The organism is Ensifer sp. SSB1, assembly GCF_016652895.1.
Taxonomy (GTDB): domain Bacteria; phylum Pseudomonadota; class Alphaproteobacteria; order Rhizobiales; family Rhizobiaceae; genus Ensifer.
Genome location: NZ_JAEPRP010000156.1, coordinates 1 through 17,676 on the forward strand (window position 1 = coordinate 1; position 17,676 = coordinate 17,676).

Here is a 17,676-nt window from a genome sequence, read left to right on the forward strand (position 1 = left end):
CAATGCCGCGGCCGAGTTCACGAATTCGGACGAGGCGGCCAGCACGACCTTGCCGCCACCGGCGACATATTTGCCGAAGTCGCTGAGCGTCTTCAGCTTGTTTTCGTCCGCCACTTCCTTGCGCAGCCCGATCGCCCAGGTGTTGTTGGCCGGCGACGGCGTCAGCCAGACGATCTTGTTGGCGTCGTAGTCGAGCTTCTTGGCGGTCTCGTAACCCTTGGCGGCGTCCTTCCAGACCGGATCGTCGGCCTTCTCGAAGAAGAACGCGGCGTTGCCGGTGTACTCCGGATAGATATCAATTTCGCCGGCGGTGATCGCCTTGCGCACGACCGGCGTCGCACCGAGCTGGACGCGATCTACCGTCTTGATGTTGTTGGCATTGAGCACGGCCAGAATGATGTTGCCGAGCACGCCGCCTTCGGTATCGATCTTCGAGGAGACGACCACATCGGCACTGGCCGTGGCAGCGGTCAACGTGAAAGCGATGGCAGTTCCGATAAGCAGTCTGGTCAGGCGCATGGGTTTCTCCCTCGAATTTCGATCCGCAAGTTTGATCACGGAATGTCCGCCGCGTCGGGGCAAGCCATTCCATATATGTCAGCCCCCGGCAAAAAATAGGGTTGCACGCAGAGACTGTGGCGGACGAAAAATTTCATCGGCCACTAACACCATCGAAAACATAGACTATCGTATTCGGCGACGAGCGATTGAGCGTTGCAATCGGTCGCGTTGTCGGCCACCTTGAATAAGGCCCGCCAGAACATCTACGTTCATTCTTGGTTGCGATGCCGCTCGACCCGACCGCTTGGGGGCTGGTGGCGGGTTCGCCCGGCGAACGTTCGGGGAATTCATGTCGATCTATCTTCTCGCGCTGCTTATCGGCGTGGTCGCCGGCCTGCGAACCATGACTGCACCTGCCGCTGTCAGCATTGGCGCTGCGGCCGGCTGGTTACCGCTCAGCGGTACCTGGGCCGCCTTCATGGGCTTCCGGTTCACGCCCTACATTTTCGGCCTTTTGGCGCTCGTAGAGTTCGTCGGCGACCAGTTGCCGAGCACGCCGAGCCGCAAGGTTCCGCAGCAGTTCGGCGCCCGTGTCGTCAGCGGCGGTTTCTGCGGAGCCGTGCTTGGCACCGCTGGAGGTGCTATGCTCGGCGGACTGGTTGCGGGCGTCATCGGTGCAGTCATCGGAACGCTCGGCGGCTATGAAGCTCGCAAGCGCCTCGTTGGAGCCATCGGCGGCAGGGATCTGCCGATCGCCCTTCTCGAGGATGCTGTCGCCATTCTCCTCGCACTCTGGGTGGTGTCCTCGGTGTCATGAAAAAACATTTCGACGCAATCATCATCGGGGCCGGCCAGGCAGGCCCTTCGCTGGCCGGCAGGCTGACATCGGCGGGAAAGTCCGTCGCCATCGTCGAACGCAAGCTGTTCGGCGGTACCTGCGTCAACACCGGCTGCATGCCCACCAAGGCGATGGTTGCAAGTGCATATGCCGCGCACCTGGCACGGCGCGGCGCGGACTACGGCGTGACCACCGGGCCAGTTACCATCGATTTCGCGCGCGTCATGGCGCGCAAGGACACGGTGCGGTTCACATCGCGCAAGAACGTCGAAAGCTGGCTGAAGGGCATGAAGAACTGCACGGTCTTCGAGGGCCACGCCCGGTTCGAAAGCCCGCATGAAATCCGTCTCGGCGAAGACCTGCTGTCGGCCGATCAGATTTTCCTCAATGTCGGCGGCCGCGCCGCGACGCCGGATTTCCCGGGCGTCGAGGACGTGCCTCATCTCACGAATGTCTCGATCATGGATCTCGACACCCTGCCCCGCCACCTGATCGTGGTCGGCGGCAGCTATATAGGGCTCGAATTCGCGCAGATGTTCCGCCGCTTCGGCTCGGAGGTGACCGTCATCGAGAAAGGGCCGCGGCTGATCGGCCGCGAGGATGCGGACGTTTCGGATGCCATCCTCGCCATCCTTGAAAAGGAAGGCATCCAGTTGCGCCTCAATGCCGAATGCATCCGCTTTGCCCGGCGCGGAGATGAGGTCGTCGCTGGCGTCGATTGCACTGCCGGCGCGCCCGAGATTGCAGGTTCCCACCTGTTGCTCGCGACCGGCCGCCGTCCGAACACGGATGATCTCGGCCTCGATCGCGCCGGCATCAAGACCGATGCCCGCGGTTATGTCGAGGTCGACGAGACGCTCAAGACCAACGTGCCGCACATTTTCGCCATGGGAGATTGCAACGGCCGCGGCGCTTTCACCCACACCGCCTATAACGACTTCGAGATCGTCGCGGCCAACCTGCTCGATGGAGAGGCTCGCAAAGTCAGCGACCGCATCTCGACCTATGCACTCTTCGTCGATCCGCCGCTCGGCCGCGCCGGCATGACGGAAACCGAGGCGCGCAAGTCCGGCCGCAAGCTGCTCGTCGGCACCCGACCGATGACCCGTGTCGGCCGTGCGGTCGAAAAGGGAGAGACCGAGGGTTTCATGAAGGTGATCGTCGACGCCGAGACCAAGGAGATCCTCGGCGCCTCGATCCTCGGCACAGGCGGCGACGAGGCGGTGCAGAGCGTCCTCGACGTCATGTATGCCGGCAAGCCCTACACGACGATCACGCACGCCGTGCACATCCACCCGACCGTGTCGGAACTGATCCCCACGGTTTTCGGCGATCTGCGCCCGGTCGCCTGAGCGGCCGGGCATGAGAAGCCTCGTGCTTAGACGAGCGCGGCGCGCGCGAGGTGGTAGAAATACATCGCCCCGCGCTCAAGGATTTCATCGTTGAAATCGTAGCGGGTGGTGTGCAGGCCGCTGCTGTCGCCGTTGCCGACCAGCACATAGGCGCCCGGCACCTTTTCGAGCAGGAACGAGAAGTCCTCGCTGCCCATCAGCGGCTCGGGCAATTCGACATAGGCGCCGGCGCCGAAAGTCTCGGCGATCACCGCGCGAGCGTCTTCGACCGCCTCGGCATCGTTGATCGTCGCGGGATAGCCGACCTGCCAGTCGAAGGTGGCCTCTGCATTGTAGCTTTCCGCCTGCAGGCGGGCGATCTGCTCGACGCGCTCCTGAAGCTGCTTGCGGACAACAGGGTCCATGGCGCGCATGCTGATTTCCAGCACCGCGGTATCGGGAATAATGTTGGAGGCGGAACCCGCCTGGAACGAGCCTACGGTCAGAACAGACGGTTGGTGTGGCGAGATGTTGCGCGACACCAGCGTCTGCACCGCCATCACCACGCTGGAGCCGACGACAACCGGATCGACGGTCAACTCCGGCTGGGCGCCGTGGCCGCCCTTGCCCCGGATGGTCAACGTCAGCACGTCGATGGATGCGGCCATCGCGCCGGCGCGACTGGAGAACTGACCGACCGGAAGCCCCGGCCAGTTGTGAAGCGCATAGACCCGCTCGCAGGGGAAGCGCTCGAAAAGTCCGTCCTCGATCATCAGCTTGCCGCCGCCGAAGTTTTCCTCGGCCGGCTGGAAGATCAGATGAACCGTGCCGTTGAAGCTCTCGTCCTTCGACAGTGCCCAGGCAGCGCCGAGCAGCATGCTGGTGTGACCGTCATGGCCGCAGGCATGCATCGCGCCCGGGTGCTTGCTCTGGTAACCAAGACCGGTTTCCTCTTGCATCGGCAGCGCATCCATGTCGGCACGAAAGCCGATGGCGCGGTTGCTGTTGCCGCGCTTCAGTGTCGCGACGATGCCTGTCGTCGCCAGGCCGCGCGTCACTTCGAAGCCCCATGATTGCAGCAGGCCCGCGACGAACTCCGAGGTCTTCACCTCGGAAAGGCCGATCTCCGGCATCTCGTGCAGCTTGTGTCGGATATCGACGAGTTCAGGCAGGAACTCGGAAAAATTGGCGTCGCGCATCGGGGCCTCCTCAAGCCATCTGCAGGAACTGGCGCAGACGCGCCGATTGCGGGTCGCGCATCACCTGCGCTGGGGCACCGCGCTCTTCGACCAGCCCCTTGTGCAGGAAGATCACTTCGCTGGAGATATCACGGGCGAGTGACATTTCATGGGTGACCATCACCATCGTGCGGCCCTCTTCGGCGAGCTTCTTGATGACGAGCAGCACCTCGTTGACGAGTTCGGGATCGAGTGCCGAAGTCGGTTCGTCGAAGAGCATGACTTCCGGCTTCATCGCCAGCGCCCGGGCAATCGCCGCGCGCTGCTGCTGGCCACCGGAAAGCTGGTTCGGATAATAATCGCGCTTCGGGGTGATGCCGACCTTTTCCATCAGCAGTTCGGCTTCACCGATCGCGTCCTTTTTCGTCATGCCGAGCACATGGATCGGCCCCTCGATGATGTTTTCGAGGATGGTCTTGTGGGACCAGAGATTGAAGCTCTGGAACACCATGCCGAGGCGGGTGCGGATGTGCTCGAGCTGCCGCTTGTCGGCGGCGTGGAACTTGCCGTCCTTGCCCTTGACGGTGCGGATCACCTCTCCCGAAACGGAGATTTGGCCCTCGTCCGGCGTCTCAAGATAGTTGATGCAGCGAAGCAACGTGCTCTTGCCCGAACCGCTGCTGCCGATCAGCGAGATGACATCGCCGGACTTTGCCTCGAAGGAGACGCCCTTGAGCACCTCGACCGACCCGAAGCTCTTGTGAATGTTGTTCACCGAAAGCGCTGTTGCGACCATGTTCGTTCCTCTCGCGCGCCGTGGCGCGCCTCCTCTTTAGGCCTTCGCCGTGCGGTAGCGGGTGAGCCGCTTCTCGACGACACCCATGATGCGCGTCAGGATGAAGACGACAGTGAAATAGATGATGCCGGCGGCGATCAACGGTTCAAAGATCAAAAGCGACTGGCGTTGCAGCATGCGGGCCGTGCCCATGACCTCAAGGATCGTGATCGTCGAGGCCAGAGACGTCGTCTTCAACAGGATGATCAGATCGCCCGTCAGCACCGGCAGGCAGGAGCGGAACGCCTGCGGCAGGGTGATGCGGCGGAGAATCATCGACGAGCGCATGCCGATCGATTTCGCCGCTTCGATCTGGCCGCGCGGGACCGCCTTGATCGCGCCACGGATGACCTCAGCATTATAGGATGCCTGGTTGAGGCTGAGCGCGAAGATCGCATACCACAGGCCGTCACGCAGATACGGCCAGAGGAAGCTGTGGCGCACCCAGGTGCCGGGCAGGATTTGTCCGAGACCGTAATAGATCAGGTAGATCTGTACGAGCAGCGGCGTGCCGCGAAAGGCGAAAGTGAAGACATAGGCCGGAACCGAGAGCACACGGCGACCGGAAAGCCGGGCAAGCGCCACGAGCGTGCCGATGACGAGGCCGAAGACGCCGGCGACAGCTGTCAAAAGCAGCGTCAGCGGGGTCGCCTTGATCAGCGCCGGCAGAAAGCCGATGACGTTGAAGAACGTATCCATCAGTGGTGCCCCCGGTTGAGGCGGCGTTCGATCTGGGCGATCACCAGCACGGAGACGAGCGTGATCGCCAGGAACAGGATGGCCGTCAGCCCGTAGAAGAAGATGTACTGCTTGGTGCCGGCAGCGGCCCTGTAGCCAGTGTAGAGCAGCTCGCTGAAGGAGCCGAGCACGCTGATGATGGCGCTTTCCTTGGTGATCGACAGCCAGAGATTGCCCATGCCCGGTACGGCATGACGCATCATCTGCGGGAAGATGATGCGGATGACGACCTTGCGACGGGGCATGCCGATCGAAACCGCCGCCTCGATCTGGCCGGGAGGCACGGAAAGGAAGGCAGAGCGCAGCACTTCGGTCATGAAGGCACCGGAGACGAAGGCAAGCGCGATAATCGCTGCCCAGAAAGAGCTGAACTGGAAGGTTTCAGCCACCAGGCCGAAGTGTTTCAAGAGCCGTTCGGCGCCGCTGGCGACCGAGAAATAGAGAAGCAGAATGACCAGCAGCTCGGGAAGGGAGCGGACGACGGTCGTGTAGATTTCGGCAAGGAACCGCGGGAAGCGGTGCTTCGACAGCTTGCCGGCAGCGCCCAAGAAGCCGAAGAGAACCGCGACCGCATAGGCGACCACGGACACCTGCAAGGTCATCACCAGGCCCCAGGCGAAATCGTCGCCCCAGCCCTCGCCGCCCCAGGCAAGCAATTGCCAGTAATAGTCCATCCGTCGTTACCTGTTCCCGATTTTTTGCCAGCCCGGAGCGCCGCCCGTCCTGTCATGGCGGGCAAGGGCGTCGTCGCAATGGCTGCAAGAATGCCCCGGCGCTACGGCCCGGTTGGCGATCGAGGGCGGCGGCAAAGCAACAAGCCGGCCGCCGCCCTTCAAGTGCAGATTACTTCTTGCCGAAGATCCACTTGTCGACAAGCGACTTAGTCGTGCCGTCCTTTTCCAGGGCGGCAAGACCGGCGTTGACCTTCTCGAGGGTCGCTGCATCGCCCTTGCGCACAGCATAGGCGACACCTTCACCGAGCGTGACGTTCTTCGGAACTTCGACCTTGACCTCGTAGTCGGCACCTTCAGGCGTCTTCAGGAACGTCTGGATGTAGAGGTCGGGGATCAGCACGTAGTCGACGCGGCCGGCGATGAGGTCGGCAACCGAGTTGTCGGCGGTGTCGTAGCTCTTGGCTTCGGCGCCCGTCAGGTACTTGGCGACGTAGGCAGACTGTACGCTCGAAGTCTGGACGCCGATGATCTTGCCCTCGACGCTTGCAGGGTCAATGATCTTGCCGGAGCCGTCGGCAGCATCGGTCGTCTTGATCTCGCTCGTATCACCCTTGGAGCCGACGAAAGACGTGCCTTCGGTGTAATAGGGCGTCGAGAAGTCGACGACCTGACGGCGCTCGTCGGTGATCGAGAAGGCGCCGATGATGAAGTCGACCTTCTTCTCCTTCAGCGACGGGATCAGGCCGTCCCAGGCCATCTGGCTGATCTCGCACTTCACGGCCATCTTCTCGCAGAGCGCGCGAGAAAGGTCGGCTTCGAGGCCCTCCCATTCGCCGCCGGCATTGACCTGAGTGAACGGCATGTAGGGCTCCGGCGTCATGCCGAGCCGCAGCGTGTCCTCGGCCAGCGCGCTGCCAGCAGCCATGGAAAGGGCGATCCCTGCGAACAGGGCGGTCTTCAACGTCTTCATAATGTTCCTCCTCGGGGATTGCGTCGGATCAGAGCGTGTTGCTGAACCAGCGCAGCGACATGCAGGAAAGACCCGCGTCGATCTTGCCGATCTCCGTCGTTTTCATCGGCACGACCTTGTAACCGAGCTTGTCGAGCATCTCGATCGTGCGCGGGAAGTCGGAACCGACCATAACGACGTCATTGACGCGCAACGCATTGGCCGCCGGCTCTTCGCCTTCAGGAATGATCACCTGCTTGAAGCGTTCGAAGGCACCCGACTTGGCGAGGCGCGCAGTCGAAAGCACGGTCTCGTCGTCGAGCAGCGAGCAGTCGGTCTTGAAGTGCAGCACGCCTTCCGGCGTCGCAACGATCTCGCTCTTGCGGCCAAGCTTGGTCAGGCAAGCCTGGAGGGCTTCGGCGCCAACCTTGTTGGTGCGGGCCGAGAGGCCGATCATCACGCTTTCGCGTGTGGTCAGCACGTCGCCGCCATCTGCAAAGCCTTCGCCCGGCAGGTCGAGCACTGTTTCGAACATGGCGCGCAGCGTCGGTTCGATTTCCGGGGTTTCCTTGACGCGCGTCTCGGCACCCGGGCGCAGCAGGATCGCACCTTCGGTGAAGACCAGCGCCGGATCTTCGACGAAGATCGAGTCCGGGAAGGCTTCGAGCGCCGGCAAGACCGTCACCTTCACGCCTGCGTCCTTCATCGCCGCGATATAGGCATCGTGCTCGGCCTTCACACCTTCGAAGGTGGGGTTGCCGCGGTCATCGGCGCGAAGGCCGTTGACGACCGACTTCGACGGGGTGCGGACGATGATGTTGTTGAACTGGTAGACGGGGCGTGACTGCGACATTTGTAGTACCTTTGGCTTGGATGAGGTGCTTCTATCGATCGGACATGGCGGCGTAAAGCGCTTGCTTGTTCACGTTTTCCCGACGTGACAAGTGAACCCCGGCCAGCATGCAACGCACGGAACCGCCGGCGAGCTCGATGGTCGGAACGTCGAAGGCGAGAACACGGGCAGAGGCTTCGAGCGCCTTGACCTGATCCGCGCGGAGCGAGGCGAGTGCACGGGCGGACATGACGACGACGCGGCCGTCGACACCATCGAGTTCGATGGCATTGCCGGCGAAGTTCTCGATCTGGTCGAGCGTGAGATCGATGACCTGGCGCCCGGTTTCCTCGAGACGCGCGCAGATTTCCTGGCGGCGCGCCGCATCCGGGATCATGCTTGTACCGATCAGCGCAAACTCCGTGCCGATGCACATCAGCACGTTGGTGTGGTAGATCGAATTGCCCTGGCGATCGACCGCACCGAAGATCATCGGTTCGAAGTTGAAGTGGGTGCAGAAGCGTTCCAGCGCCACTTCGTTGGTGCGGTTGGAGCGGGCGGCATAGGCGACACGACCGATATGGTCGAGCACCATGGCGCCGGTGCCTTCCAGATAAACGCCGTCCTTTTCGAGACCGGAATAGTCGATCACGTCTTGAACGCGATACTCGTTCTTCAGCATCTCGATGATGTCGGAGCGGCGCTCGCTCTGGCGGCTTTCCGAGTACATCGGATAGATCGCGACGTGGCCACCCGAATGGGTCGAGAACCAGTTGTTCGGGAAGACAGAGTCGGGACGGGTCGTCGTTTCGTCTTCGAAGAGGTGAACGGCAACGCCGGCGCCCGCGAGCCCGTCAGCCATGCGGCTGACTTCGTCAAAGGCGGCCTTAGCGATTGCCGACGGCTGCCGTGCCGCGTCGGTTGCCTGGAAGGCGTTGTCCTTGGCCGTCATCGGGTTCGGGCCGAAATGGTGCGGACGGATCATCACGACGCCCTTCGGCGCCTGTACGGACAGTCTCTTCATGTTACGCAGCGCTCCGCTCGACAGGGGTTGCCGGCTGTTGCCGGAACAGACCATAGAGATCGCGCGGGTGCTCCGGCTGCGTCGTCAGGTCGAGTTCCGTGTAGAACGCCGTGCCCTGGATCTTGTCGCGCAGGAAGCGTAGCGCGGAGAAGTCTTCCGTCGCGAAACCGACGGAATCGAAGATGGTGATCTGTCCGTTGCTGCGACGGCCTTCGGCCTCGCCGGCGATAACCTGCCAGAGTTCGGTGACCGAGAAGTCCGGCGCCATCTGCTGGATCTCGCCTTCGATACGGGTCTGTTCCGGGTATTCGACGAAAACGTCGGCGCGGCGCAGGATATCGCCTTGGAGTTCCGTCTTCCCGGGGCAGTCGCCACCGACGGCATTGATGTGCACGCCGGCGCCGACCATGTTGTCGGAGAGGATCGTGGCGTTGCGCTTGTCGGCCGTGACGGTCGTGATGATGTCGGCGCCTGATACGGCTTCCTCGGCGGTCGCGGCGACGACAATGTCGAAGTCCATATCGGCGAGGTTGTTGCAGAACTTGTCAGCGGCTTCTGAATCGATGTCGAAGACCTGCAGGCGCTTGACGCCGAGCAGAGCGCGGAAGGCGAGCGCCTGGAACTCCGACTGGGCACCGAGACCGATGATCGCCATCGAGCGGGCGTCGGGACGAGCGAGGTACTTTGCCGCGAGCGCCGACGTGGCCGCCGTGCGAAGACCTGTCATGATCGTCATCTCGGAAACGAGACAGGGGTAGCCCGTGCTGACATCGGAGAGAACGCCGAAGGCGGTCACGGTCTGCAGGCCCACATTCGGGTTCTTCGGGTGGCCGTTGACGTATTTGAAGCCGTAGTGCTCGCCGTCCGAGGTCGGCATCAGTTCGATGACGCCGGTCTTCGAATGGCTGGCGAGCCGCGGGGTTTTCTCGAACGCGTTCCACCGACGGAAATCATCCTCGATATATTCCGCAAGACCTACAAGAAACGTCTCAATGCCGATCGATTTGACCAGCTCGATTACGTTGCCGACACCGACATACTGAACCACGTTAAAAACTCCATCGGAGAAATTCGATGGAGTCAGACTAGGCAAGCAAGAAGTGAGTTGAAATTTTAAACCTGCCTAATCTGCAACAGCTTATTGAGCAATTTGCGCAGTCGTACTATACAATATTCATGCATATCTTCGACGAACTCGATCACCAGCTCATCTCGCTCCTGCGAGAAGACGGCCGCGCGCCCTACTCCAAGATCGCCACCGTGCTCGGCATCTCCCGCGCCACCGTGCAGACGCGCATCGACCGGCTGCTCGAAAGCGGCGCGGTTCTTGGCTTCACGCTGCGCGTGCGGCAGGATTATGACGATCGCGCCATCCGTGCGATCATGATGATCGAAGTCAGCGGCCGCAACACCACCAAGGTCATCAAATACCTGCGCGGCCTACCGGAACTTTACGCGCTTCATACGACCAACGGCGGCTGGGATCTGGTCGCCGAAATCCGCGCCAACAGCCTCAGCGATTTCGACCGCATCCTGCGCGAAGTGCGCGACGTCGAAGGCGTCTCGAACAGCGAAACGAGCATCCTGCTCAGCACCGTCTAACGCTACCACCATCGTTTGCGCCCCTTGCGCGCGACCAAGACAGGCATGACCATGAGCCATATCCCGCAGATCGACTACGACACCGCTTCCGACGATATCCGCGCCGCCCATGACGAGGAGGTCCGCGTGCGTGGCCGCATGACCAACATGAAGCGCACGCTGCTGCATTCGCCGGTTGCACACCGCATCTACGCCGAATGGTTCACGCTGCGCGAGGAATTGCGCCCAGCGCTCGACGATCGGGAGATCTGGTTCCTCTCCCATTCCATTTCCGAGGCCATGAAGTCCCCTATTGCCATGGGCTTCTTCCGCCGTGCCTTCGCCAATGCCGGCATCGATTTTCACACCGTCGTGCCGAGCGAAGACGAACAGCGGCTGATCGATTTCGGTCGCGCCATCGTCGCCGACAGCAATGCCGTCCCGGAGGAAATCTGGACCGGGCTGAAGGCGCGTTACGACGCCAAGGCGCTGGTCGATCTCGTCGCCTTCTCCGGCATCATGGTCGCGACCGCCCTCTTCAACAATGTCGTCGAGGTCGAGTTCGACAAGGAACTCGAGCCGTTCGTCGACTGACGCTCGGCAAGTTCGACAAGCCTGTCATTCGCGCGGCGCGCAGGCGCGTTTCTGCCGTCTCCTCCCGAGAATCAAGTTTTCGCAGGCGCCCGTGAAGGCGCTCGTCTGCGGCTCCGGTCACCTCGAATACTTGACGTCATCGATTTGCGTGTATATACACGCTTCATGTCTCGTTGCTATTGCATTCTCCTGCGCAAGGCCTCCCGCAAGCTGTCGTCACTCTACGACGACGCTCTGGAACCGATTGGCATCAATGTCGCCCAGTTCAGCCTGCTCCGGCACATTGAACGCGGCCAGCCGATCTCGATCACCGAACTCGGCCGCCAGACCGAACTGGAGCGTTCAACGGTCAGCCGCAACATCAAGGTGCTGGAAGGCATGGATCTCGTCGCAACCAGCGCCGGCGCTGACCAGAGGGAGGCTGTCGTCGAGCTGACCGACAATGGGCGAAACATCCTGCAGGACGGGGCGCCGCTCTGGCAGGGCGCCCAGGACAAGATCGAGGCGAAGCTCGGGGTGGAAGACACCGCAAAGCTGAAGGAATTGCTGCAGGCACTTTAGACGAGGCGGTCGGCTGATAGCCCACCACAGAAAGAAAGAAGTCCCGAGGCGCGAAAGGCGATGCGCATTGCGCCCGGGCCTGCTCCCCAAACAATACGGGCGAAAGGAAGTCCACGATGTTCGGTCCAGCGCTTGCGCGTTATCTTGCCAGACGCAATATCCATTACGGCTGGGCGGTGGCCGCCGTCACATTCCTGGTCATGTTGTCGACCGCCGGCGCCATGGGCTCGGCCGGCGTGCTGATCAAACCGCTTGAGACCGAATTCGGCTGGTCCAATGCCCAAATCTCGCTGGCGCTCGCGATCCGTCTTTGCCTCTTCGGCCTGCTCGGTCCCTTCGCGGCATCGTTCATGAACCACTTCGGCGTACGCCCGGTCGTTTCCACCGCGCTGATCCTGATCATATCCGGCATCGCCGCCTCATTCTACATGACGGAGCTCTGGCATCTGGTCGCGATCTGGGGCGTGGTGCTCGGTGTCGGCACCGGCATGACGGCGCTCGTCCTCGGCGCGACGGTGGCAACCCGTTGGTTCGATAAGCGACGAGGCCTCGTCGTCGGACTGATGACCGCCAGCAATGCCACCGGTCAGCTGGTGTTCCTGCCGCTGCTCGCCTCCCTTACCGAAACGATCGGGTGGCGCTCGGCCCTGACGCTGATCATCGTCATACTGCTGGTGGCTTTCACGCTGGTTCTGTTGCTGATGCAGGATCGCCCCGGTGACCTCGGCCTCGCCCCCTTTGGTTCCAAGCAGATGGTACCGGCACCACCGAAGGCAAAGAGCTTCGGTGCCCTGCTGATGGCGCCGGTCAGGGCACTCGCCGACGCTGCGAAGACCAACACCTTCTGGGTGCTCTTTGCCACATTCTTCGTCTGCGGCTTCAGCACCAACGGACTGATCCAGACCCATTGGGTTTCGATCTGCGGTGACGTGGGTATTGCCGCCGTCGCCGCAGCCAGTCTTCTGGCGTTGATCGGCGTGTTCGATCTCATCGGTACCATCGGCTCCGGCTGGCTCTCCGATCGCTACGACAATCGCTGGCTGCTCTTCTGGTTCTATGGCCTGCGCGGCCTGTCGCTGATGTTCCTGCCGTTCAGCGGCTTCAACATCTACACGCTGTCGATCTTCGCGGTTTTCTACGGCCTGGACTGGGTCGCAACGGTACCGCCGACGGTAAAGCTCTCGGCCGAACGCTTCGGTCCGGAACGGGCAGGCCTCGTCTTCGGTTGGGTTTTTACCGGTCATCAGCTCGGCGCTGCCAGCGCGACCTTCCTCGCAGGCGCAAGCCGGACGTCGCTCGAAACCTATACCCCGGCGTTGCTTGCCGCCGGAATGCTCTGCATCGTGGCGGCCCTGCTGGTCTTGACCATCGGTCGGCGCCAACCGGAGGCGCTAGCGCCGCAGCCGGCCTGAGCTCATCACCGCTGCTGCTTAAAAAAGGGGGCGGGCTGCCCATCGCAGCCCGCCCCCTTTCTGTTGGACATTGGGACCGGCGAACGTCAGTGATTGAACTCGGTCACGAATTCCGGATTGCCCCGGATCGTGTTGCTGACGGTGCAGATCTCGTTTTCGGCGGCTTCCGCGATCGCATGACGGACCGCGTCGTCGAAATCACCCTTGATGTCGAAGACGATGTTGAACTTAGCAACCCGGGAGGGTTCGTCATGGGCCTTCTCGCCGGTCACCTTGGCGCTCACTTCCGTCAGCCGGTCGAGTACGCCGTAGCGGCTGGCGGCGATCCGGGCGCTGAGCACCAGGCAGCTCGCGAGCGATGCGTAGAGCAGATCGAGTGGGCCGTAGCCGGGCTGCGACGGGCCGGTGACGATATCGAGCTCACCGCCGGTCACCGATGTCACATGCGGAAAACCTGTCTTGCCGACGACGGCCGTCGCACCGGTTTCCCGCGTTCTCACCTTCACATCCGCCATTTCGCATACCTTCCCAAAACTTATCAAAGCGATCAGTAGAAACACGTCGCCCCGGGCCGGAAGGCCCAGGGCGTTTGATATGTGCGCCTTTTTCTGATCGGCGCAAGGGTGATCACCGGACGATCAGTTCTTCTTCACCAGGCGGTAGAAGACGTAGTCCGAAATGGCGCCGTTGACGTAGCCTTCGACCTTGTCCTTCATCGCGACCTGGGTCGCTGCCTGGAACATGATGACGATCGGCGACTTTTCCTGCACCTTGCGCTGCAGGTCGACGTAAAGCGCGTCGCGCTTGGCCGGATCGGCTTCCTTCAGGGCTGCCTTGGTCGCTTCATTCAGTTCGGCCGGGACGGCCCAGCCGTTGCGCCAGGTGGTCGTCGACTGATACTTGTCGTCGGCGTTGTCTTCGTTGTAGGCGAAGGCCTTGGCGTTCGAATGCGGGTCCATGAAGTCCGGGCCCCAATAGAGCAGCATCGCTTCGTGGGTGCGCGCACGGTACTTGGTGATGACCTGGCTGCCTGTGCCCGGGATGATCTCGAAGTTGATGCCGGCTTCTGCGAAGGATGCCTGCAGCGACTGCGCCATATCGGTGAACGGCGTCGAGTTGATGACGTCGAGGGTTACCTTGATCGGCGTCTTGATGCCGGCATCGGCCAGGATCTTCTTGGCCTTTTCGACATCGTAGCTGTAGGGGGTCTCGTCGAGCGAACCCGGGAAGCCCTTCGGCCAGAAGGCCTGGTGAACTTCCATCTGCCCCTTGAGGAAGCTGTCGGTCATGCCCTTGTAATCGACGAGGTAGCGGGCGGCTTCCCAGACGGCTGCCGGCTGCAGCGCTTCATCCTTCTGGTTGAACGACAGGAAGTGCACGGCGGCCTGCGGGTAGGATTCGACCTTCATGCCGTCCTTGCCCTGAAGGCCCGACACCTGGTCCGGCGTCAGGTTCTTGGCCATGTCGACGTCACCGGTCTGGAGCAGCAGCTGCTGGGTGGCGGCTTCAGCTACGTGACGGATGATGACGCCCTTGATCGCCGGAGCGCCACCGAAGTAGTTCGGGTTGCTCTGGAGGTTCAGGAGTTCGCCGGCGCGGAACGCCTTCAGCACGAACGGACCGGTACCGGCCGAGTTTGCCTTGAGCCAGGCATTGCCGAAGTCGCCATTGGCTTCGTTGGCCTTGACGGTCTCCGCATCGATGACCGAGGCCGGGCGGGCGGCGAGAACGTTCAGAACGAAGGCCGACGAGAAGTCGCCTTCATACTTGATCGTGACCTTGTTGCCCTCGGCGGTCACCATCTTGTCGATGTTCTCCGGCGTCCAACCGAGCTGCGTCAGGATGAAGGCCGGGGCCTTGTTGAGTACCACGACGCGCTTGAAGGAATAGACGACGTCTTCGCCGCGCAGCGGATTGCCGGAGGAGAAGGTGACGCCATCGCGCAGCGTGAAAGTGATCGTCTTGGCGGCATCGTCAGCCGTCCATTCGGAGGCGAGGCCCGGCGCCAACTTCTTCACGTCGGGCGCATCGTACTGCACCAGGCGGTCGTAGGTCTGGGTGACGTATTCGCCGGAGGAAAACTCATAGGCTTCGGCCGGGTCGATGCTGACGATGTCATCGATGTTCTGTGCAACGACCAGCACTTCCGCCGGCGTTTCGGCGAGCGCCGCCGGCGCTACGCTCATCATCAGGGACGCCGCGAAGACCGCGGCCTTGAACATTCTCATCATCATTCTCCTATTTTCGATGAGGCTTGGTTTTTGTCGGTGCCGGCTTCAGCGCCGATTGCGGCGTGCCGGTCTCGTTGGATTGGAAGGCGCGCGGCCGGAAGAGCGGCAGGGTGCCGGTCCAGATCAGTCGCACCGGGGTGTCCGTCTTGTTCCACCAGTAGTGGGGCTGGATGCCGCGGAAATGCAGGCCATCGCCCGGGGAAAGCGTGGTGTCGTCGCCGTCGAGGCCGAAGAGGATCTCCCCCTCAAGCATGTAGACGAGCTCCTCGCCCTCGTGGCTGAAGACCTCGGAGCGATGCCCCGGCGGAATGGTAATGACGAAGCTGGAAAGCTGGTTGCCGGCGAAGTCGGCGCCGATCCGCTCATAGGATACGGGTGAGCCTCCGACCGAAAACACCATGCGCCCCTCGGCCCGCGAGAGGCCGGTATCGATCGCCGGCGCCAGGATGAAATGGTTGAGTTCGGCTCCGAGCCCCTGGGCAATCTGCGCAAGCGTGCCAAGCGAAGGCATCGCCAGATCGCGCTCGATCTGGCTGAGATAGCCGACAGAAACGCCGGACGCGTCGCTCAGCGTCTGCAAGGTCATGTGCATCTGCCGCCGGCGCGTGCGCACCAGCGCGCCGATTTTCGGCTGCCCTGCCCCGCCAGATTTTCCGGACGTTGCGTCTGCCTCCTCCGACGGATCGCTCACCCATTCCCTCCCAGTAAAATTTTTTTGATTTAAGCAAACTTATTTATATACTCCAAGCGATTTTTTGCGCTATCGACAGGACAGACCGCAAGCGAAGAGGGATGGAATCGCCACGTGGCAAACGACAGCACCACAGCAGCAGCGCCTGTACGTCGCGCCGCTCGGCCAAGCCGGACACGGCAGCGCCTTTTCTCCTTGATGGGCTTCCTGGTTACGCTCGCGATAACCTTCATCGGCTTGCTCGCGATCACCTTCTTCATCGGCCGTATCGTGCCGATCGACCCGGTTCTGGCCGTCGTTGGCGACCGTGCACCCGTCGCTGTCTATGAGCGTGTGCGCCAGGAAATGGGGCTCGACCAGCCGCTGATTACCCAGTTCGTCCGCTATGTCGGCGATGTCGCAACGGGCAATTTCGGAACCTCGGTCTCAACCGGCAGGCCGGTTCTCGAAGACCTTGCCCGCGTCTTCCCGGCCACGTTGGAAATGGCGACGCTCGGCATCATCCTCGGCGTGCTGATCGGCGTGCCGCTCGGTGTTTTCGCCGCCGCCCGTCGAGGTTCCTGGCTCGACCAGGGCATCCGCGTCGTCGGCCTGCTCGGCTATTCCGTGCCGGCCTTCTGGCTTGGCCTCGTCGGCCTCGCGATTTTCTATGCCCGGCTGAAATGGGTCGGCGGCCCCGGCCGCGTCGACATCTTTTATGACGGCATGGTGACGCCGGTGACCGGCCTGATCCTTGTCGACAGCATCATCGCCGGCGAATGGGAGATCTTCCGCAACGCCGTCTGGCACCTGATCCTGCCGGCGTCCTGCCTCGGCTTCTTCTCGCTCGCCTATATCGCTCGCATGACACGCTCGTTCATGCTCGACCAGCTGAGCCAGGAATATGTCACCACCGCCCGCGTCAAGGGCGTGCCGGAGCGCCTCGTCATCTGGCGCCACGCCTTCCGGCCGATCCGCGTGCCGTTGATCACCGTCATCGGCCTGTCCTACGCCGGCCTGCTCGAAGGCTCCGTGATGATCGAGACGATCTTCTCCTGGCCCGGCATCGGCAACTACCTGACCGTGGCCCTGCTCAACGCCGACATGTCGGCCGTGCTCGGCTCGACCCTCGTCATCGGCGCGGTCTTCATCGGCATCAACAAGATTTCGGACGTGCTCTATCGCGTGCTCGATCCGCGTGCACGCTAGGAGGAGGCGGACATGACCACACTTCGCGACTGGCTGATCGACGACAGCCCCACCTCGCCTATGCAGGCACGCCTGGGGCGTTTCTATCGCATCTTCGGCGCTCTCATGCGCAATCCGCTGGCCGTTGTCGGCGCGATCATCATCGCAGCCTTGGTGCTGACGGCTCTTTTCGCCCCGTGGCTGGCGACGCATGATCCATTGCGCCAGTCGCTCGGCGAACGCCTGTTGCCGCCAAGCGCCGCTCACTGGATGGGAACCGACGAACTCGGCCGCGATATCTGGTCGCGCGTCGTCTACGGCGCACGCATCACGCTCGCCATCGTCACGCTGGTCGCCGTGCTCGCGGCTCCGGCGGGCCTGGTGATCGGCGTCGCCGCCGGATATTTCGGCGGGTGGGTCGACCGTATCCTCATGGGCATCACCGACATCTTCCTGTCGCTGCCGAAGCTCATCCTGGCACTCGCCTTCGTCGCAGCACTCGGCCCCGGCATCGAGAATGCGATCATCGCGATCGCCAT

At 62.2% G+C, this 17,676-nt stretch carries 20 protein-coding genes; 8 read left to right on the plus strand and 12 right to left on the minus strand.

What is annotated here, in order from left to right:
- A partial coding sequence (locus I8N66_RS28845; RefSeq protein WP_291161325.1) for a glycine betaine ABC transporter substrate-binding protein occupies positions 1 to 519 on the minus strand: 519 nt, incomplete at its 3' end.
- A 331-nt stretch (positions 520 to 850) separates the two neighbouring features.
- On the opposite strand from I8N66_RS28845, the gene I8N66_RS28850 reads away from it, so the two are divergent.
- Both I8N66_RS28850 and I8N66_RS28855 read left to right on the plus strand, forming a co-directional pair.
- On the plus strand, positions 851 to 1,318 hold the full coding sequence (locus I8N66_RS28850; RefSeq protein ID WP_291161327.1) for a DUF4126 domain-containing protein: 468 nt from the start codon (positions 851 to 853) through the stop codon (positions 1,316 to 1,318).
- Positions 1,315 to 2,691, plus strand: a complete 1,377-nt coding sequence (locus tag I8N66_RS28855) for an FAD-containing oxidoreductase (RefSeq protein ID WP_291161329.1) — start codon at positions 1,315 to 1,317, stop codon at positions 2,689 to 2,691. Before I8N66_RS28850 ends, I8N66_RS28855 begins: the two co-directional genes overlap by 4 nt.
- A gap of 26 nt (positions 2,692 to 2,717) precedes the next feature.
- Here the strand turns inward: I8N66_RS28855 and I8N66_RS28860 are convergent, their stop codons facing one another.
- From I8N66_RS28860 to I8N66_RS28895, 8 genes are all read right to left on the minus strand, one after another.
- Positions 2,718 to 3,869 carry a M20 aminoacylase family protein gene (locus tag I8N66_RS28860; RefSeq protein ID WP_291161331.1) on the minus strand — a complete coding sequence of 384 codons (1,152 nt, stop codon included), beginning with the start codon at positions 3,867 to 3,869 and terminating at the stop codon, positions 2,718 to 2,720.
- 10 nt (positions 3,870 to 3,879) lie between these two features.
- Entirely contained in the window at positions 3,880 to 4,644 is a 765-nt protein-coding gene (locus I8N66_RS28865; protein ID WP_291161334.1) for an ATP-binding cassette domain-containing protein, read from the minus strand.
- Between the two features lie 36 nt (positions 4,645 to 4,680).
- Positions 4,681 to 5,382, minus strand: coding sequence for an ABC transporter permease subunit (locus I8N66_RS28870; protein ID WP_113535191.1), 702 nt, complete (start codon positions 5,380 to 5,382; stop codon positions 4,681 to 4,683).
- Positions 5,382 to 6,095, minus strand: a complete 714-nt coding sequence (locus I8N66_RS28875) for an ABC transporter permease subunit (RefSeq protein WP_291161339.1) — start codon at positions 6,093 to 6,095, stop codon at positions 5,382 to 5,384. The genes I8N66_RS28870 and I8N66_RS28875 overlap by 1 nt, the downstream gene beginning before the upstream one ends.
- Positions 6,096 to 6,264: 169 nt before the next feature.
- Positions 6,265 to 7,065 carry a transporter substrate-binding domain-containing protein gene (locus tag I8N66_RS28880; RefSeq protein ID WP_113535193.1) on the minus strand — a complete coding sequence of 267 codons (801 nt, stop codon included), beginning with the start codon at positions 7,063 to 7,065 and terminating at the stop codon, positions 6,265 to 6,267.
- A gap of 28 nt (positions 7,066 to 7,093) precedes the next feature.
- Positions 7,094 to 7,897: an arginine deiminase family protein gene (locus I8N66_RS28885; protein ID WP_043613513.1), complete on the minus strand. Its 804-nt coding sequence runs from the start codon at positions 7,895 to 7,897 to the stop codon at positions 7,094 to 7,096.
- Positions 7,898 to 7,928: 31 nt separating this feature from the next.
- Entirely contained in the window at positions 7,929 to 8,900 is a 972-nt protein-coding gene (ctlX, locus tag I8N66_RS28890; protein WP_223728709.1) for a citrulline utilization hydrolase CtlX, read from the minus strand.
- 1 nt (position 8,901) lies between these two features.
- Positions 8,902 to 9,984: an ornithine cyclodeaminase gene (locus I8N66_RS28895; protein WP_291161369.1), complete on the minus strand. Its 1,083-nt coding sequence runs from the start codon at positions 9,982 to 9,984 to the stop codon at positions 8,902 to 8,904.
- 92 nt (positions 9,985 to 10,076) lie between these two features.
- Between I8N66_RS28895 and I8N66_RS28900 the strand changes: the two genes are divergently transcribed.
- The 4 genes from I8N66_RS28900 to I8N66_RS28915 all read left to right on the plus strand — a co-directional run bounded on the left by I8N66_RS28900 (position 10,077) and on the right by I8N66_RS28915 (position 13,048).
- Positions 10,077 to 10,502 carry an Lrp/AsnC family transcriptional regulator gene (locus I8N66_RS28900; protein ID WP_113535197.1) on the plus strand — a complete coding sequence of 142 codons (426 nt, stop codon included), beginning with the start codon at positions 10,077 to 10,079 and terminating at the stop codon, positions 10,500 to 10,502.
- A 51-nt stretch (positions 10,503 to 10,553) separates the two neighbouring features.
- Positions 10,554 to 11,075 carry a hypothetical protein gene (locus I8N66_RS28905; protein WP_223730386.1) on the plus strand — a complete coding sequence of 174 codons (522 nt, stop codon included), beginning with the start codon at positions 10,554 to 10,556 and terminating at the stop codon, positions 11,073 to 11,075.
- Positions 11,076 to 11,240: 165 nt separating this feature from the next.
- Entirely contained in the window at positions 11,241 to 11,636 is a 396-nt protein-coding gene (locus I8N66_RS28910; protein WP_291161351.1) for a MarR family winged helix-turn-helix transcriptional regulator, read from the plus strand.
- Between the two features lie 116 nt (positions 11,637 to 11,752).
- Positions 11,753 to 13,048, plus strand: a complete 1,296-nt coding sequence (locus I8N66_RS28915; protein ID WP_291161355.1) for an MFS transporter — start codon at positions 11,753 to 11,755, stop codon at positions 13,046 to 13,048.
- Positions 13,049 to 13,134: 86 nt separating this feature from the next.
- On the opposite strand, the gene I8N66_RS28920 is transcribed toward I8N66_RS28915, so the two are convergent.
- The 3 genes from I8N66_RS28920 to I8N66_RS28930 form a co-directional block, all read right to left on the minus strand.
- Positions 13,135 to 13,563, minus strand: a complete 429-nt coding sequence (locus I8N66_RS28920; protein WP_223728706.1) for an OsmC family protein — start codon at positions 13,561 to 13,563, stop codon at positions 13,135 to 13,137.
- Between the two features lie 123 nt (positions 13,564 to 13,686).
- Positions 13,687 to 15,276: an ABC transporter substrate-binding protein gene (locus I8N66_RS28925; RefSeq protein ID WP_291161360.1), complete on the minus strand. Its 1,590-nt coding sequence runs from the start codon at positions 15,274 to 15,276 to the stop codon at positions 13,687 to 13,689.
- 10 nt (positions 15,277 to 15,286) lie between these two features.
- Complete coding sequence (locus I8N66_RS28930) at positions 15,287 to 15,970, minus strand: XRE family transcriptional regulator (RefSeq protein WP_291161363.1); 684 nt, start codon at positions 15,968 to 15,970, stop codon at positions 15,287 to 15,289.
- A gap of 198 nt (positions 15,971 to 16,168) precedes the next feature.
- Between I8N66_RS28930 and I8N66_RS28935 the strand changes: the two genes are divergently transcribed.
- Positions 16,169 to 17,158, plus strand: a complete 990-nt coding sequence (locus tag I8N66_RS28935) for an ABC transporter permease (RefSeq protein ID WP_113535202.1) — start codon at positions 16,169 to 16,171, stop codon at positions 17,156 to 17,158.
- Positions 17,159 to 17,170: 12 nt separating this feature from the next.
- Positions 17,171 to 17,676, plus strand: a 506-nt coding sequence (locus I8N66_RS28940; RefSeq protein ID WP_291161366.1) for an ABC transporter permease, incomplete at its 3' end; no start/stop codon positions are given.

Coding starts and splice junctions, on each gene's coding strand:
- I8N66_RS28850 (WP_291161327.1), top strand. CDS start 851: ATGTCGATCTATCTTCTCGCGCTGCTTATCGGCGTGGTCGCCGGCCTG.
- I8N66_RS28855 (WP_291161329.1), top strand. CDS start 1,315: ATGAAAAAACATTTCGACGCAATCATCATCGGGGCCGGCCAGGCAGGC.
- I8N66_RS28860 (WP_291161331.1), bottom strand. CDS start 3,869: ATGCGCGACGCCAATTTTTCCGAGTTCCTGCCTGAACTCGTCGATATC.
- I8N66_RS28865 (WP_291161334.1), bottom strand. CDS start 4,644: ATGGTCGCAACAGCGCTTTCGGTGAACAACATTCACAAGAGCTTCGGG.
- I8N66_RS28870 (WP_113535191.1), bottom strand. CDS start 5,382: ATGGATACGTTCTTCAACGTCATCGGCTTTCTGCCGGCGCTGATCAAG.
- I8N66_RS28875 (WP_291161339.1), bottom strand. CDS start 6,095: ATGGACTATTACTGGCAATTGCTTGCCTGGGGCGGCGAGGGCTGGGGC.
- I8N66_RS28880 (WP_113535193.1), bottom strand. CDS start 7,065: ATGAAGACGTTGAAGACCGCCCTGTTCGCAGGGATCGCCCTTTCCATG.
- I8N66_RS28885 (WP_043613513.1), bottom strand. CDS start 7,897: ATGTCGCAGTCACGCCCCGTCTACCAGTTCAACAACATCATCGTCCGC.
- ctlX (WP_223728709.1), bottom strand. CDS start 8,900: ATGAAGAGACTGTCCGTACAGGCGCCGAAGGGCGTCGTGATGATCCGT.
- I8N66_RS28900 (WP_113535197.1), top strand. CDS start 10,077: ATGCATATCTTCGACGAACTCGATCACCAGCTCATCTCGCTCCTGCGA.
- I8N66_RS28905 (WP_223730386.1), top strand. CDS start 10,554: ATGAGCCATATCCCGCAGATCGACTACGACACCGCTTCCGACGATATC.
- I8N66_RS28910 (WP_291161351.1), top strand. CDS start 11,241: ATGTCTCGTTGCTATTGCATTCTCCTGCGCAAGGCCTCCCGCAAGCTG.
- I8N66_RS28915 (WP_291161355.1), top strand. CDS start 11,753: ATGTTCGGTCCAGCGCTTGCGCGTTATCTTGCCAGACGCAATATCCAT.
- I8N66_RS28920 (WP_223728706.1), bottom strand. CDS start 13,563: ATGGCGGATGTGAAGGTGAGAACGCGGGAAACCGGTGCGACGGCCGTC.
- I8N66_RS28925 (WP_291161360.1), bottom strand. CDS start 15,276: ATGAGAATGTTCAAGGCCGCGGTCTTCGCGGCGTCCCTGATGATGAGC.
- I8N66_RS28935 (WP_113535202.1), top strand. CDS start 16,169: ATGGGCTTCCTGGTTACGCTCGCGATAACCTTCATCGGCTTGCTCGCG.